The 15,741-nt window shown below is 60.8% G+C and carries 13 protein-coding genes and 1 pseudogene; 7 read left to right on the forward strand and 7 right to left on the reverse strand.

The features are described 5' to 3' along the window. Positions 1-7: 7 nt before the first annotated feature. A pseudogene (locus ACVWWQ_RS04060) lies at positions 8-570 on the reverse strand (transposase); the annotation flags it as partial. 136 nt (positions 571-706) lie between these two features. On the opposite strand from ACVWWQ_RS04060, the gene ACVWWQ_RS04065 reads away from it, so the two are divergent. Next, entirely contained in the window at positions 707-1,402 is a 696-nt protein-coding gene (locus tag ACVWWQ_RS04065) for a transposase (protein WP_133949782.1), read from the forward strand. Further along, positions 1,311-2,009 (forward strand): transposase, encoded by a 699-nt coding sequence (locus ACVWWQ_RS04070; RefSeq protein WP_457383305.1) that lies wholly within the window; start codon positions 1,311-1,313, stop codon positions 2,007-2,009. Before ACVWWQ_RS04065 ends, ACVWWQ_RS04070 begins: the two co-directional genes overlap by 92 nt. A 110-nt stretch (positions 2,010-2,119) precedes the next feature. Here ACVWWQ_RS04070 and ACVWWQ_RS04075 read toward each other — a convergent pair whose 3' ends face one another. The 6 genes from ACVWWQ_RS04075 to ACVWWQ_RS04100 form a co-directional block, all read right to left on the reverse strand. After that, complete coding sequence (locus tag ACVWWQ_RS04075; protein ID WP_457383306.1) at positions 2,120-2,932, reverse strand: hypothetical protein; 813 nt, start codon at positions 2,930-2,932, stop codon at positions 2,120-2,122. Beyond that, positions 2,892-3,392, reverse strand: coding sequence for a hypothetical protein (locus ACVWWQ_RS04080; protein WP_133949778.1), 501 nt, complete (start codon positions 3,390-3,392; stop codon positions 2,892-2,894). The genes ACVWWQ_RS04075 and ACVWWQ_RS04080 overlap by 41 nt, the downstream gene beginning before the upstream one ends. 202 nt (positions 3,393-3,594) lie before the next feature. Next, positions 3,595-4,524 (reverse strand): RES family NAD+ phosphorylase, encoded by a 930-nt coding sequence (locus tag ACVWWQ_RS04085; RefSeq protein WP_166669736.1) that lies wholly within the window; start codon positions 4,522-4,524, stop codon positions 3,595-3,597. Positions 4,525-4,615: 91 nt separating this feature from the next. After that, complete coding sequence (locus tag ACVWWQ_RS04090) at positions 4,616-5,542, reverse strand: sce7725 family protein (RefSeq protein ID WP_133949774.1); 927 nt, start codon at positions 5,540-5,542, stop codon at positions 4,616-4,618. Beyond that, positions 5,539-6,312 (reverse strand): sce7726 family protein, encoded by a 774-nt coding sequence (locus ACVWWQ_RS04095; RefSeq protein ID WP_133949773.1) that lies wholly within the window; start codon positions 6,310-6,312, stop codon positions 5,539-5,541. Before ACVWWQ_RS04095 ends, ACVWWQ_RS04090 begins: the two co-directional genes overlap by 4 nt. 155 nt (positions 6,313-6,467) lie before the next feature. Continuing rightward, positions 6,468-10,007 carry a methylmalonyl-CoA mutase family protein gene (locus ACVWWQ_RS04100; protein WP_133949771.1) on the reverse strand — a complete coding sequence of 1,180 codons (3,540 nt, stop codon included), beginning with the start codon at positions 10,005-10,007 and terminating at the stop codon, positions 6,468-6,470. Positions 10,008-10,333: 326 nt separating this feature from the next. Here ACVWWQ_RS04100 and ACVWWQ_RS04105 point away from each other — a divergent pair, with 326 nt between their 5' ends. The 5 genes from ACVWWQ_RS04105 (at position 10,334) to ACVWWQ_RS04125 (ending at position 15,586) form a co-directional block, all read left to right on the forward strand. Next, positions 10,334-11,173 (forward strand): energy transducer TonB, encoded by an 840-nt coding sequence (locus ACVWWQ_RS04105; protein WP_133949769.1) that lies wholly within the window; start codon positions 10,334-10,336, stop codon positions 11,171-11,173. 162 nt (positions 11,174-11,335) lie between these two features. Further along, positions 11,336-12,133, forward strand: coding sequence for a M48 family metallopeptidase (locus ACVWWQ_RS04110; RefSeq protein WP_133949767.1), 798 nt, complete (start codon positions 11,336-11,338; stop codon positions 12,131-12,133). 116 nt (positions 12,134-12,249) lie between these two features. After that, entirely contained in the window at positions 12,250-12,585 is a 336-nt protein-coding gene (locus tag ACVWWQ_RS04115) for a YXWGXW repeat-containing protein (protein WP_099651782.1), read from the forward strand. A 214-nt stretch (positions 12,586-12,799) separates the two neighbouring features. Continuing rightward, positions 12,800-13,903: a Glu/Leu/Phe/Val dehydrogenase dimerization domain-containing protein gene (locus tag ACVWWQ_RS04120; protein ID WP_099651781.1), complete on the forward strand. Its 1,104-nt coding sequence runs from the start codon at positions 12,800-12,802 to the stop codon at positions 13,901-13,903. A gap of 126 nt (positions 13,904-14,029) precedes the next feature. Next, positions 14,030-15,586, forward strand: coding sequence for a phospholipase D family protein (locus ACVWWQ_RS04125; protein ID WP_133949765.1), 1,557 nt, complete (start codon positions 14,030-14,032; stop codon positions 15,584-15,586). Positions 15,587-15,741 lie beyond the last annotated feature (155 nt).

The following is a 15,741-nucleotide window of genomic DNA, read 5'->3' on the forward strand; positions in this document are numbered from 1 at the left end:
CCCTGTTTTGGAAACTGCGCCCGTCGCTGAGCTGGTCGTGCATGAAGTCCATCGACCACACCTGATTGATGGTGCCGGGCACGGCAAGCGGCTCGGGCCGCTCGCGCACGATGCGCTTCCTGGGCTTGATGCGCAGATTCAATTCCAGCTCCCGATAGATGCGGTAGACCCGCTTGTGGTTCCAGCCGAACCCTTTGACGTTACGCAGGTGCAGGAAACACAGACCGAAACCCCAATCGCGATAGGCCGTGGTCAGGCGGACCAGCCAATCTGCGATGCGCGCGTTCTCCGCGCTCGCCTTGGCCTGGTAGCGGTAGCCGGTCTCGCTCAAGACGAACGTCTGGCAGGCGTGCCGGATACTCGTGCGCCCGCTTTCCACTGCTCATCGGGCCATCCCCCGGCGTTGAGATGGCCTCACCATTTTTTTGCCATGGCCTCCTTCAGCAGCTCGGCGCTGAGCTGCGCATCGGCGTACATCTTCTTCAGGCGTCGGTTCTCGTCCTGCAGCTCCTTGAGCTGGGACATCAGCGACGCATCCATGCCGCCGAACTTGCTGCGCCACTTGCGAAAAAAAGGGACGTGGCCAATTAGAAAAAAAGGGACGTGGCCAATTAAGCCCCTGCCTGCCGACGACGGGCGTACCCGCCTACAGATCTATTCTGTCGCCTACAGCACAGTGACAGCCTGTACTCCCCCAGCGACTACCATGCCACGACTGCCGCGTCTCGAACTGTCAGGTGTCCCGCTGCATGTCACGCAGCGCGGTATCAACAAGGGCGCGATCTTCCTCGATGCGGACGATCACTATCACTTCAGACGCCTGCTCCGCAGAGCATTCCGCGATCATGGTATTGCCCTGCATGCGTTCGTCCTGATGGACAACCACTTCCACCTGCTGGTGACGCCCGATACGGTTGGGACACTGTCTCGCGCCATGGGCTGGGTCGGCCAGTCCTACGTGCAGGCATTCAACCTCAGGCACCGGCGTTGCGGCGCACTTTGGCAAGGACGCTTCAAGTCCTGCCTGGTGCAAAGTGAACGCTACCTGCTGACCGTCATGCGCTACATCGAGCTCAACCCGGTACGCGCAGCCATGGTCCAAGCGCCGCATGACTACCGCTGGTCGAGCGTCCACACGCATCTGGCCAAGGCCCGCGACCCACTTGTCACACCCCACCCGCGCTACCTCGCCATGGGAAGCGACCCAATCGAACGCGCCCACGCCTATCAACAATGGCTGGATGCGGGCATCGCACCCGATGACCTGCAGCACTTGCGCGCGTACGCCAGCCAGGAACGCGCCCTTGGCGATGACCGCTTCCAGCGCATGGTGGAAACCACCCTCGGACGCACCGCCGCGATTCGCCCGCGTGGACGGCCGCCGCGCGCTATCGCCCAGTGACAGCCCAAGCAGGAACTTAATTAGCCACGTCCCCTTTAATTCCCGCGATCATGGTATTGACCTGCATGCGTTCGTCCTGATGGACAACCACTTCCACCTGCTGGTCACGCCAAATACGGTTGGGACATTGTCACGCGCCATGGGCTGGGTCGGCCAGTCCTACGTGCAGGCATTCAATCTCAGGCACCGGCGTTGCGGCGCACTTTGGCAAGGACGCTTCAAGTCCTGCCTGGTGCAAAGTGAACGCTACCTGCTGACGGTCATGCGCTACATCGAGCTCAACCCGGTACGCGCGGCCATGGTCCAGGCGCCGCATGACTACCGCTGGTCGAGCGTCCACACGCATCTGGCCAGGGCCCGCGACCCACTTGTCACACCCCACCCGCTCTACCTCGCCATGGGAAGCGACCCAATCGAACGCGCCCACGCCTATCAACAATGGCTGGATGCGGGCATCGCACCCGATGACCTGCAGCACTTGCGCGCGTACGCCAGCCAGGAACGCGCCCTCGGCGACGGCCGCTTCCAGCGCATGGTGGAAACCACCCTCGGACGCCCCGCCGCGATTCGCCCGCGTGGAAGGCCGCCGCGCGCTATCGCCCAGTGACAGCCCAAGCAGGAATTTAATTAGCCACGTCCCCTTTAATTCTTTAATTCCCAGAACCTGACCCCTTTTTCAGCCACGTCCCCTTTATTCCCTTTATTCCTGAGGTTTACTTAGCTCCAAGTGAGGCGGTTATCTGCCCCTTTTAGATCCCAAGTTCCTTCGTGCAGGCCACAGACGATGTTCATCCCATAACACTTCTGCATCGCCCTAATCATTTTTAAGTACAAAGGTTTGGCCGTGCCACCTACGAACAAAGTCGGAGCCATGTGCCCAGATCCCTTAGTTAGAACGGCGTGACCACCCGACGGATACCACGCATGAGCAGCCACAAGCATCCCGATGAAGGAAACAAGAAGCTCAGGGAATGGATTTGTTGACTTACATTCGTGCGCAGCAACAACATCTACACTGGACACCTTAAAAAAGGAGCGTTTTCCCCCAGCAAAATCTAATCTCTTTTGGGCCCCAACACTCGCGTTTTTGGTGAGAACCAATAAATCAGGAGTAAAGCAAATTTCCGGATCCACATGCGATTCGATACGAACCTGCTGCCGAAGCTCAAATTCACCGTCCAAACCTTTTAAAGCTACGTGAGAAAAATTATCAGGGTTTCCTGACGGCGTGGTGAGATAGCGATAATTTCCATCAATTAGATTTTCCGGTTTGATTTTATAGCCTTGAATCTCGTAATACTGAAGCAACGCGTGAAAGCATCCAATCTCGAAGGAAGCAGATAACTGCCTATCAGTAGAATGAATAAGCACCTTGTATCTCGATGCAAATGCTTTCGACAACGACTCAGCCTGTTTAACCCAGGCGGCAGTTGTCGCATCAACAGCTGAACCTTTGGTTTTCAGCTTCGGCTTCAACTTAATCAACGGCCTACTTTTCGCCGCCTTGGTCTGGCTCTTCACGCCGCTCATAGATGACCCCCTCCCGCTCGCGCTCCGATCTCGTGACCCAGTAGACAAGATCACCTGCTGTATTCTTCGTCATCCAGTCAGCTTTTATCTTCAACGATTCCAAGAGCGAATTGTAGGCACCAACCATCTGGCTAACTTCATAAGCTCTTGAGTTGTCAAACAAATCCGCCCCGTGAAAGATTGGAATTGTCGCGCCGAGGCCAGCAGTCGATCGCGCGGACGCACGAAGGGGGCCAATAGCTAGTTGATAAAAGCTATTCAGAAGGAACAACACCTCTAGTTTCTGGCCTGTCCAGCCCTTGCCACTCAAATAAGTGAAATCGTCTGCGCGGTTTACTTGTAGATACTTAAACTCCCGCATCATCGCGTCAAACCTTTGGCGCACCGATCTCCTGACTGCTGGATCCAGCACGGCCACCAGTTTTGGAAGTGGTACTGCCGTATCTTCCTGCCTGGCCATCACTACTCCCTTGAGTACCCATTTTTGACTAAAACTTAAGCCATGCTAGATCCAAAGTAAAATGCTGGCCGAGCCAACACGTAAAAAAAGGGGGCAATTTCATTTGCTACTTCAAAAAGCAGGATCAAATGGAGCTGAAAGCCTTTTCTATCGCACCGCACTGATACCCTTTTTCAGCTACGCAGAAGCATTTGTAGGAACCTCACCCCATTTCCCTTCTTATCTCAAGCTGCTCCGATTCAACTTTTACGTCAATGATCCTATGGACCGATACGTCACCGTAAGGCTCGCATGTCGACACATCAAAGAACGCGAAGTTGCGTCCTTCTGCTAAGGAGCTTTTGTAGACTACTCCATCGTAACCTGACACCTTGATCAACTCGCACAAATATTGGCTAGCCAGATAGTCTCGCGTAGCACGATAGGGCTGAGTTGGAACACTGAGCTCTTCCCCAAGCGCTTCCAGAAATGACATTGAGGCGCGCACATCCGTAATAGAGGATGACGCGACCCTGAAGGGTGATATGGTCAAACGCGGATGAGTCAGATCAATCAACCTTAGCCCGCCGCCTGGAGATACTCTAAAGGCAGCCAAAGAGACAAGAGCGCTCTTAGGCGGTTTAACCTCAGAGATGGCAGTATCTAAATGATCAGCGAGGTAAAGGTAGCGAATACCTATTGGATTTGCTCTACCATCGGAAGCCAGTTCGGCCGGTGGAGCTCCCATCTGGTCGATTTTGAATGGGTTGACATCCCTCATCAGTCGCGCACGAAAGAACTGTGCGGGAACATCCTCAAGCACCAAGTTTTCCATCAGAGAACGAAATAGCTCTCTATCCGGTGCGTTTTTTGGAAAGAACCTGTTCTCCTCTTGTAACTCCTTGCGCAAGTTGCTCCAAATTTCGCTCGATGGCGCCGATGCGCTTTCGCGCGCGGCGTATGTGGCCCCAGCAATTCCACCCAGAACTGCCTCCAATATGCGTCGCGGGTTCGCGCGCGAAGCAAACAATCCCCAGTCCTCGGCCCACAGATCCCATAGCGGGCGGCCGTCCACTTTAACCGTATATCCGTCGAGTACTTGCTCGAAGTATGGGGCAAGGCGAGACGAATCGATGACCGGGACATCGTCCATGCCACAAAATTCGCAAACTCCCTCTCGCTCAGCGTTTACGCTGATGAACCCGCAAAGAAAATCGTCATCAAAGCAATTTGGGCAGCACATGCTATGCCCCCATGATCTCGAGATGATGCTGCATGCTTAGTTTCTTTACGTACCCAAGGCCTGGGAAGTGACCATGTTGATGCAATCTCTGAAATTCTTTGATCGCGGAAGTCTGCGGAATCTTCGATCCCGCCCGCTCACAGTAGTCAACCAGCTTGGTCAACGCTTCTCTAAATTTCCCCGCGGGGTCTGTAGGGGTGTCATTGGTGTCCGACTTGAAATGTCTGACGTAAATGACGCCGTCGTCTTCAACATCGGCATAGGTGATGTGGATAGCAACCGCATATGCCGCCCCGCCTCCCTCCGAGTAGTCGCTCCCTACGATGAGGTAGTCACCGAAGCCGGTTGCGCCTTGTTCGCGATAAGTAACCGGCAATTCGGAGAAAATCTCCACATCTGGATAGTCGGCATTTTTTGTCTTATTGAATCCGTCTTCGAGCAATACCTTCTCGTTTGATAGAAAAGCGCCGCGATAGCGCGGACTGCACTTCTCCCCGAAGAGATGGGTGCGATTCGTCCCATCCTCGTCCCCCACCGCCTCGACTACATCTTTGGCAGCCATCGTGCCGTGATGCAATATCGCCGACCCTGGAGAGACTCGTAACCACTCGCGAACTCTTAATAGATCATCAAACTCTTGAACCTGGAGAACCCATCCGCCAAGAGCGTAGCCTTCTATGGCCTCGCTTATTTCCCTCACGAAATCCGCAGGCAACTCAGGGGCATGGTGGCCAACTGAAGGATTAGCAACGATAAGAAATCTAGCCTCCTCCTTCTTAAGTGCCTCAATTGTCCGGAGCAACCCATTTGCCGCCTCTTTGACAGGCTCGATGACTGGCGTGAATCCTTGCCTCGAGACAAAACCACTATTCTCTCTAAGGCAAATTAACTCATATTGCTTGCCACGGAAAAAGGGATAGTAATTCACGCCCGCTCCTTGTGATTGAGTTTACCTGCAAGGTTACCCAGTATGATGTCCACATCTCCGTCACTGCAACGGGATGCGACTGCCGCAGCTCGAATATATAGCGGCAGCTTCATCAACGCGGTGACCGACAACGGCCGGGGCCGGTCCATCAATCTAGCAAGCGTCGCCTCGTGAACTACCTCAGGGTCAAGGTGCGCCGCAAATTTCATCGCCTCTCTAAATACAAGCGTATTCGGGATATCGGCTTCGGAGAAGCCGAACTCGCGCACCACATTCAAATACTCGTTGCGGCGAAGACACTGAAGTATTGATTCGGCTCGCAAATTAGCAGTGTCCCGAGAGGCCTCCCGCAAAATCTCAAACGTACGTCGACTTGACATGTACGCAATACCGACCGAGTCCGCAACTTGACTCTCCAGCCTTGCCGCCTGCCTTTCACTAGTAAGAAGCCAGACATGGGAAAAACGTTGCTGGTAGTCGGCAATCTGACTAGGCAACCGGCGAAAGTGATCAAGCTCTGTTTTTATTTCGTAGGCGTGCATAGAGTCGCGGACAATCAATGCATCTAGCTTTGACTTTCCTGCGCGAAACTCAAAAAAGACTCGAGACCGCCTGCTTCCGTGGCTACTCAATACGCTTCGCTGAAGCACCGCGTTCTTGTAGAAATATTCAGCAGGTTGATTTCGTGACAGATGCGCGAATGCAGCTTCGTACACATCGGCAATGCAGGGATTTTGCGGACCCGCGCTCTTCAAGAGCAGCTCTCTCAAGAGATCTCTCGTTCTTCGTCCCACTGGCGATCGGGCCAGGTCCTTAGCGGCAGAAGGGGTGAATATTTTCCAAAGGTCTTTAGACGAGGCGTCTTCCACCCACGAGTGATCCGCCATTTAGCGAGTGTCCAATTCCGTATTTTTAAAGGAATATCCTACATGTTTCGACGATATTCGCCACCCACCTCATACAACGCATGACTAATCTGCCCCAACGAGTTGTACTTAACCGCCTCAATCAACTGCTCAAACACATTCCGCCTCTCCCGCGCCGTCGTTTGTAGCACCTTGAGACTGTCGGACGCGAGCGCATTCCGAGCCTCCCCATAACTCCGCACATTAGCAATCTGCGCCCCCTTCTCCTCCTCCGTCGACCGAATCAACTCGATCTCCGTCGCGATCTCCCCGCCATGATCCTTCGGCAAGAACGTATTCACGCCAATCAACGGCAACGACCCATCATGCTTCTTGTGCTCGTAATACATCGACTCTTCCTGAATCTTCCCACGCTGGTACATCGTGTCCATCGCCCCAAGCACCCCGCCCCGCTCGCTGATCGCCTCGAACTCCTTGTACACGGCTTCTTCCACCAGATCAGTCAACGTGTCGACCACGTAACTCCCCTGCCACGGGTTCTCGTTGAAGTTCAGCCCCAGCTCCTTGTTGATGATCATCTGGATCGCCACCGCGCGGCGCACGCTTTCCTCGGTGGGCGTGGTGATCGCCTCGTCGTAGGCGTTGGTGTGCAGCGAGTTGCAGTTGTCGAACAGCGCGTACATCGCCTGCAGGGTGGTGCGGATGTCGTTGAACTGGATCTCCTGCGCGTGCAGCGAGCGGCCTGAAGTCTGGATGTGGTACTTCATCATTTGGCTGCGGGCGCTGGCGCCGTAGCGCTCGCGCATGGCGCGGGCCCAGATGCGGCGGGCGACGCGGCCAATGACGGTGTATTCCGGGTCCATGCCGTTGGAGAAGAAGAACGACAGGTTGGGCGCGAAGTCGTCCACGCTCATGCCGCGGGCGAGGTAGTACTCGACGATGGTGAAGCCGTTGCTGAGGGTGAAGGCGAGCTGGCTGATCGGGTTGGCCCCGGCTTCGGCGATGTGATATCCGCTGATGCTGACCGAGTAGAAGTTGCGCACCTTGTGGTCGACGAAGTACTGCTGGATGTCGCCCATCATGCGCAGCGCGAATTCGGTGGAGAAGATGCAGGTGTTCTGCGCCTGGTCCTCCTTGAAGATGTCGGCCTGCACGGTGCCGCGGACTTTGGTCAGGGTGTCGGTCTTGATGCGGGCGTAGGTTTCCGCATCGACCAGGTTGTCGCCACAGACGCCGAGCAGGCCCAGGCCCAGGCCTTCGTTGCCCTTGGGCAGCTCGCCCAGGTACTGCGGACGCTGGCGGCCTTCGTAGAGCTTATCGATCTTCTTTTGCGCGGCGGCCCAGCGGGCGTCGTCTTCGCGCAGGTACTTCTCCACGTTCTGGTCGATGGCGGTGTTCATGAACATCGCCAGGATCATCGGCGCGGGGCCGTTGATGGTCATCGACACCGAGGTGCTGGGCGCGCTGAGGTCGAAGCCGGAGTACAGCTTCTTCATGTCGTCCAGGGTGGCGATGTTGACGCCGGAGTTGCCGATCTTGCCGTAGATGTCCGGACGCGGGGCCGGGTCTTCACCGTACAGGGTGACCGAGTCGAACGCGGTGGACAGGCGCGTGGCGGCGCCGCCCTGGCTGAGGTAATGGAAGCGGCGGTTGGTGCGCTCGGGCGTGCCTTCGCCGGCAAACATGCGGGTGGGGTCTTCGCCGCTGCGGCGGTACGGGTACACGCCCCCGGTGTAGGGGTAGTGACCGGGCAGGTTTTCCTTGCCGAGGAAGGTGAGCAGGTCGCCCCAGTCCTTGGTCTTCGGCGGCGCGACCTTGGGGACTTTCTGGTGGCTGAGGGATTCGCGGTAGTTGTCGACGCGGATGACCTTGTCGCGCACCTTGTATTCGTTGAATTCGGCGGTGACCGATTCGAACAGCGCGGGCCAGTGGCGCAGCTGCTCGATGGCTTCGTGGCTGAGTTCCTTCAGCGCGGCGTTGTAGCGCTGGCGCAAGGTGGTCAGCGAACGGTCGCCTTCGGCGTGCAGGGCGTCGCTGGCGTACATGTCCAGTGGCTGCGGCAGCGCCTCGTCACCCAGTTCCTTGAGCGACTCGTAGTAATGCTGCGCCTTGCTGGCGAACTCGGCCTGGGTCTCGATGCCCTGGTTGATGGCGCGGCCCTGCTCGGCGATTTCGGCGAGGTAGCGCACGCGCGCGCCGGGGATGAGCACGGTGGCGCGGGGGGATTTGAGGGTGGTGTCGAGGTGGGGTTGCCAGTTGCAGCCTGGGGAGGAAAGCAAAAAGGGGTCAGAGTCATTTTTCGACTCCGTACCGCCATGGCTTGCTGCGTTCTCGCCCGAAATATGACTCTGACCCCTTTTTACTTTCTCGCGCATCAGCCGGCACAGGTTGGTGAACATCCAGGTGACGCCCGGATCGTTGAACTGGCTGGCGATGGTGGGATAGACCGGCACGTCGTCGTCCTTGACGTTGAACGCGGTGCGGTTGCGCTTCCACTGCTTGCGGATGTCGCGCAGCGCGTCTTCGGCGCCGCGCTTGTCGAACTTGTTCAGCACGATGAGCTCGGCGAAGTCGATCATGTCGATCTTCTCCAGCTGGCTGGCGGCGCCGTAGTCGCTGGTCATCACGTAGGCGGGGAAATCGACCAGGTCGACGATTTCCGAATCGCTCTGGCCGATGCCGGCGGTTTCGACGATGACCAGGTCGTAGGGCTGGCTTTTCAGGAAGTCGATGCAGTCGTGCAGCACGATGCTGGTGGCGGCGTGCTGGCGGCGGGTGGCCATGGAGCGCATGTAGACGCGATGGCTGCGCAGCGAATTCATGCGGATGCGGTCGCCCAGCAGCGCGCCACCGGAGCGGCGACGGGTGGGGTCGACCGCCAGCACGGCGATGCGCATTTCGGGGAACGCGTGCAGGAAGCGCAGCAGCAGTTCGTCCACCACGGAGGACTTGCCGGCGCCGCCGGTGCCGGTGAGGCCGAGCACGGGCGTTTGCTTGCCGGCGAGTTTCCACTCCTTGCGCAGGCGCTCCAGCTCGCCGTCGGCGAAGCGGCTTTCCTCGATGGTGGAAAGCATGTGGCCGATGGAGATTTCGTCGTTGATGTCGACGTGGCTGGCGGCGGTTTCCACGCGCTTGGCCACCGCGACGCGGGTGCGCTCCATCACGTCCTCGATCATCTCGACCAGGCCCAGCTTCATGCCGTCGTTGGGATGGTAGATGCGCTCGACGCCGTAGGCCTGCAGCTCGCGGATTTCCTCCGGGGTGATGGTGCCGCCACCACCGGCGAACACGCGGATGTGCGCGGCACCGCGCTCCTTCAACATGTCGACCATGTACTTGAGGTATTCGACATGACCGCCCTGGTAGGACGACAGCGCGATGGCGTCGGCGTCTTCCTGCAGCGCCGCGCGCACCACGTCTTCCACCGAGCGGTTGTGGCCGAGGTGGATCACCTCCGCGCCCTGCGCCTGGATGATCCGGCGCATGATGTTGATGGCGGCATCGTGGCCATCGAACAGGCTGGCGGCGGTGACGAAGCGCAGCGGCGTGGTTTCGGCCTGCGGGGCGCTGGCGGGGACGTGCTTGGCGGGGGAACTCATGGCAACTCCGGACATCGAGGCTTGAACCCGTCGATTCTAGTGGGAATCGACAGCAAGGGCTTGCTGCGGCGCGCTTGCCGCACGGCCCGTACCCCACGCCCCGTGGCCGCTGCGATGGGCGGAACCGCCTTCCACGGCTGACGGTTTGCCGACATACTGGATCCCGGCCAGGGGACAAATCACGCACGGGAATGGACGGCTGCCGGGTCCGGCATGACGCTGTCGAACGCGGCAAGGCTGACGCGGGATGGCTGGAAGCGGACTGGAGTGCCCCATGCCAGCCACGCTCGACATATCGACTTCAACGCAACTTCAAGGACAGCCGCATGAAGAAGGTTCTATTTGCCGCACTCCTCGCCACAGTGGCGATGACTGCCCAGGCCAGCGCCCGCGAGGACGTGGAATCCTCCGCCGTCGTCAAGGGAACCATCGTGCTGGCCAGGGACGGCACGGTGCAGACTGTGCTGGTGGATGACGAAGCCCGTTACGGAAAACCCATCGCGGACGTGGTGCGCAAGACCGCGTTGCGGTGGCGCTTTCACCCGGTCGTGCGCGATGGCAAGCCGGTGGTTGCCAAGTCCGGCATGCAGGTCCGCGTGGTGCTCAAGCAGACAACCGATGGCAACTACAGCGTGCGCGTCAGGGGCGCCACGTTCGGTGACGGCAGCGAAAACTCCACCGACACGCTGCATATTGCCGAAAGCAACAAGAAGATTCAGCCGGAATATCCCATGTCAGCGGTCCGCGCTCGCGTACAGGGAACGGTGTACCTGGCCGTGCGGGTCGATCACGACGGCCATGTGACCGACGCCGTGGCCGAGCAGGTCAACCTCGACAACCTGGGGCCGACGGGCGTGCTACGACGGTACCGCGAGATCTTGGCCGATGCGGCGCTCAAGGCCGCCCGCAAATGGAGCTACGTGACGCCCACGACCGGCGAGCTGGCCAGGCAGGACAGTTGGACCGCGCACGTTCCGGTGAGCTTCTACCTGATGGAAAGCGGGGAACGCACCAGACCCGTCTGGCAAACTTACGTACCCGGACCGTATACGGCGGCTCCCTGGGTTGATCGGCCGGACACCGGCGGGGCCGATGCGCTCGCCGACGGCACCGTGCAGACCGAGGGAGCCGGCCCCACCCTGCTCGCCCCACTCACCCACGGCTGACACGCCGACGGCTGCGTGCCGGATCCCGGCGCGCATGACGGATCGACAGGCGGGCGTGGAGTCGCAGGAACGCGCGGGTGGTCGTTACTCGACGTTGCGTTGATTCCGATCGTGATTTCCTGCGGTTATGCTCGAACCATGACCATCGAAAGGGGATCACCCATGAAGCACCGCTACCTGCTGGTATCACTGGCTGCCACGTTGCTGGCCGGCTGTGTCACCTCGCCCACCGGCCGCTCGCAGTTGATGATGGTGTCGGACAGCCAGATGAGCCAGATGGGGCTGACTGCGTTCAACGACATGCGCAAACAGGGCAAGTTCGTCGATGCGCCGCGCGAGCGGGCCTATGCCACCTGCGTGGCGAATGCGCTGATCGCGGTGCTGCCGCCGCCGTGGAATACCCAGCAATGGGAAGTGCAGATCATCGGCGACGACACCGCCAACGCGTTCGCCCTGCCCGGCGGGCGCATCGGCGTGAACAAGGGCATGTTCAAGCTGGCCAGCAACCAGGACCAGCTGGCGGTGGTGCTGGGCCATGAGTTGTCGCACGTGGTGGCGCGCCATGGTGCCGAGCGCGTGTCGGACAACATGGCGACCCAGGCAGCGGTGGCGGCCGGCACGATCTATGCCGGCACCCGCGGCACCGATGCCGGCTACGCCGCGGCGGCGCTGGGCATTGGGGCCCAGGTCGGCATCCTGCTGCCGTTCTCGCGCACCCAGGAAAGCGAGGCCGATACGCTGGGCCAGCGCTACATGGCGCAGGCCGGCTTCGATCCGCGCGCGGCGGTGACGCTGTGGCAGAAGATGGGGGCGCAAGGCGGCAGCAAGCCACCGGCGTTCCTTTCGACGCATCCGTCCTCCGGCAACCGGGCGCAGGCGCTGAACCAGCAGGCGGCGCAGCTGTTGCCGGTGTACCAGCAGGCACGCGCCAGCGGCCATGCGCCGAACTGCCGGCTGTAGTCCAGCGCGGCTTGAGTGGTCGCTGAACGGGCGGGAAAAGTGGCGTCAACTGCAGGTGTCGAACCTCGTTTTTCTGATGGCCGGCCGACGAATCGGCCCAGCCTGAGGAGAACGCAATGACTCGTACCCCGCTCAAGTTCGCTTTGCTGGCCGCACTGGGCCTGACCTTCGTCGGCGTGACATATGCGCCACCGGCAGCCGCGCGCACGCGCGTGGCGGTCGGCGTGACGGTCGGAGTCGCACCGCCGGCCGTGCGCTACGAACGGGTGCCGCCCCCGCGTCGCGGATATGTTTGGGCACCGGGATACTGGCGCTGGAGCCCCAGAGCGCAGCGCCATGTGTGGGTCACCGGCACGTGGGTGGCCGTGCGCCCGGGTTACCACTACCGACCCGCACACTGGGTTCGTCACGGCCGCGACTGGCGCTTCCGGGCCGGAGGCTGGGGTCGCTGACGCGCGCCCGGAGGGCCCATACGCGGCCGGTTTGATGCGCTGCATCACTGCCCGCCGGGGCGAAGTACTAAACTTGTCGCTTTGATCCATCGCCCCGGCTCCGGTCGGGGCGATGAGTTTCAGGCGTTTCCACACCCCCGGCGGGGTCCCACACGCTCCCCGCCACTTTCTGTAGATGCCCACCGGCACCGTAAATCATGGAGTCACCGTTCCAATGATCTTTGAAACCATCGAAAAGACCGGTCACGAAGAAGTCGTCTTCTGCCACAACAAGGACGCCGGCCTCAAGGCCATCATCGCGATCCACAACACGGTGCTGGGCCCTGCGCTCGGCGGTCTGCGCATGTGGCCGTACAAGACCGAGCAGGAAGCGGTCAACGACGTGCTGCGCCTGTCGCGCGGCATGACGTTCAAGAACGCGGTGGCCGGCCTGAACCTGGGCGGCGGCAAGGCCGTGATCATCGGCGATCCGAGCAAGGACAAGTCCGAGGCGCTATTCCGCGCGTTCGGCCGCTTCGTCAACTCGTTGAACGGCCGCTACATCACCGCCGAGGACGTCGGCATCGACGTCAACGACATGGAATACGTGTTCCGCGAAACCGAATACGTGACCGGCGTGCACCAGGTGCATGGCGGTTCGGGCGACCCGTCGCCGTTCACTGCCTACGGCACGCTGCAGGGCCTGATGGCGTCGCTGCAGGCCAAGCACGGCAATGAAGACGTGGGCAAGTACAGCTACGCCGTGCAGGGCTGCGGCCATGTCGGCGGCGAGTACATCAAGCTGCTGCGCGAACAGGGCGCCAAGGTGTTCGTCACCGACATCAACAAGGAAGCGGTGCAGCGCTGCGTCGACGAGCTGGGCTGCGAAGCGGTCGGCCTGGACGAGATCTACGACGTGGACGCCGACGTGTACAGCCCGTGCGCGCTGGGCGGCACCGTCAACGAGCAGACCATCGACCGGATCAAGGCCAAGATCATCTGCGGCCCGGCCAACAACCAGCTGGCCACCGACGAGATCGGCGACGAACTGCAGAAGCGCGGCGTGCTGTATGCGCCCGATTACGCGGTGAACGCGGGCGGCGTGATGAACGTGTCGCTGGAAATCGACGGCTACAACCGCGAGCGTGCGATGCGCATGATGCGCACGATCTACTACAACCTGGGTCGCATCTTCGAGATCAGCAAGAACGAAGGCATCCCGACCTACAAGGCGGCCGACCGTCTGGCCGAAGAGCGCATCAACGCGATCGGCAAGATCAAGCTGGCGCACATGGGCAATGGCGGCACCCGCTTCCAGGGCCGCATGCGCGGTCAGTAAGCACCTCGCCAAAGACATGCCGGCTTTCCGGCATGTCGTGTTTCTGCAAAGGCCTGCCGCCCACCGCGGCAGGCCTTTGCACATGTACGAAAGCCCACGAATAATCGGAGGCCGGAGGTGCCACGGATGCGCAGGATCATGATCGGTCTGGGTTGGCTTGCAATGGCGCTGGTGCTGCTGGTGGCCAGCGGCCTGCTGCTGGCCGACCACCTGACCCCGCAAGCCACCGGTGCGCCCGGCACGACACTGCCCTTGCAGCCGGCGCAGACCGCGATCGACCGCGAGCTGGCCCCTTGGCTGGCCAGTCATCCGGGCCAGACGGCGGCCACCCTGTTGCACGACGGGCTGGATGCGTTCGCCGTGCGCGCGGCTTCCGCCCGCCTGGCCGGGCGCAGCCTGGATCTGCAGTACTACATGTGGCACGACGACCTGGTCGGTCACCTGCTGGCGCGCGAGGTGTATGCCGCGGCCGAACGCGGCGTGCGTGTGCGCATTCTGCTGGACGACATCAACACCAAGGGGCTGGACCCGGCCCTGCTGGCGATGAACGCGCACCCGAACGTCGAGGTGCGCCTGTACAACCCGTTCCGCAATCGCACGGGTCTGTGGCGGTTGCTGGAAATGGTGCAGCGCTTCTTCAGCGTCAACCATCGCATGCACAACAAGTCGTGGATCGTCGACGGCCGGCTGGCGGTGGTCGGCGGCCGCAACATCGGCAACGAGTATTTCGATGCCGACAGCCATGTGAACTTCCGCGACCTGGACATGCTGCTGCTGGGTCCGGCGGTGGCCGACGCCAGCACGATTTTCGACGCGTTCTGGAACTCCAGCGCCGCCATACCGATCGAGGCACTGAACCGGCAGGCAGCAGCGACTCCCGCCGCGCTGATGGCGCAGCTCACCGAGGAGGCCGGCCGGCCCGATGCGCGGACGTACCTGCAACGCATTGCCGCCTCGCCCTCGGCGCAGCGGATGGTCAACCATGAGCTGGCGGTGCACTGGAGTGACCAGATCGTGGTGGCTTCCGATCCACCGCTGAAGTTCCGTTCCAGCGATCGCACGCAGTGGCTGCAGCAACGACTTACCGCCCATCTGACCGGCGCGCACCGTGAAGTGCTGCTGATCTCGCCCTACTTCGTCCCCGGCAAAAGCGGCAGCGCCACCCTGACGCGACTGGCGCGCGACGGCGCGCGGGTGGGCGTGGTGACCAATTCGCTGGCGGCCAACGACGTGCCGGCGGTGCACAGCGGTTACGAACGCTACCGCCAGCGCCTGCTCGACGGCGGCGTGCATTTGTTCGAGATCCGCCGCAACGGCCCCAAACCCGCGCAGAGCCTGTTCGGCAGCAGCGGCGCCAGCCTGCACACCAAAGCGTTTGTCATCGACGGCGAGCGTGGTTTCGTCGGCTCGTTCAACATCGACCCGCGCTCGGCCAACCTCAACACCGAAATGGGCGTGCTGTTTGCCGATGCCGCGCTGGCAGACGACCTGCGCCAGGAATACCTGCGACTGGCCTCACCGGCGCTGAGCTACCAGTTGCAGCGCGGCCCGGATGGCGCGTTGCAATGGCTGGACGGCAGCACCCAGCCGCCAAGCGTGCTCAACCACGAACCGGATGCGGGCTGGTGGCTGCGCGCCACCACCCGCGTGATGAGCTGGCTGCCGATCGAGTCGCAGCTGTAGCGCACGATTGGGCGGCACGTCGACGCCGAGCGGCGGACGGTGCCCGCCCTACATGGGGCCCGCGACGCCGTAGGGCGGACACTGTCCGCCGGCTTTCACCTTGCATCGATGCGAGACGGCGGGCATTGCCCGCCCTGCAGCCGACCGTGCATGGC

It is taken from the genome of Rhodanobacter sp. TND4EL1 (assembly GCF_054061035.1).

What these genes read in the sequence shown, in the direction of transcription:
- ACVWWQ_RS04110 (WP_133949767.1), top strand. Translation starts at nt 11,336, where the DNA reads ATGAAGCACCGCTACCTGCTGGTATCACTGGCTGCCACGTTGCTGGCC.
- ACVWWQ_RS04105 (WP_133949769.1), top strand. Translation starts at nt 10,334, where the DNA reads ATGAAGAAGGTTCTATTTGCCGCACTCCTCGCCACAGTGGCGATGACT.
- ACVWWQ_RS04100 (WP_133949771.1), bottom strand. Translation starts at nt 10,007, where the DNA reads ATGAGTTCCCCCGCCAAGCACGTCCCCGCCAGCGCCCCGCAGGCCGAA.
- ACVWWQ_RS04125 (WP_133949765.1), top strand. Translation starts at nt 14,030, where the DNA reads ATGCGCAGGATCATGATCGGTCTGGGTTGGCTTGCAATGGCGCTGGTG.
- ACVWWQ_RS04080 (WP_133949778.1), bottom strand. Translation starts at nt 3,392, where the DNA reads ATGGCCAGGCAGGAAGATACGGCAGTACCACTTCCAAAACTGGTGGCC.
- ACVWWQ_RS04120 (WP_099651781.1), top strand. Translation starts at nt 12,800, where the DNA reads ATGATCTTTGAAACCATCGAAAAGACCGGTCACGAAGAAGTCGTCTTC.
- ACVWWQ_RS04085 (WP_166669736.1), bottom strand. Translation starts at nt 4,524, where the DNA reads ATGGACGATGTCCCGGTCATCGATTCGTCTCGCCTTGCCCCATACTTC.
- ACVWWQ_RS04115 (WP_099651782.1), top strand. Translation starts at nt 12,250, where the DNA reads ATGACTCGTACCCCGCTCAAGTTCGCTTTGCTGGCCGCACTGGGCCTG.
- ACVWWQ_RS04070 (WP_457383305.1), top strand. Translation starts at nt 1,311, where the DNA reads ATGACCGCTTCCAGCGCATGGTGGAAACCACCCTCGGACGCACCGCCG.
- ACVWWQ_RS04075 (WP_457383306.1), bottom strand. Translation starts at nt 2,932, where the DNA reads ATGAGCGGCGTGAAGAGCCAGACCAAGGCGGCGAAAAGTAGGCCGTTG.
- ACVWWQ_RS04065 (WP_133949782.1), top strand. Translation starts at nt 707, where the DNA reads ATGCCACGACTGCCGCGTCTCGAACTGTCAGGTGTCCCGCTGCATGTC.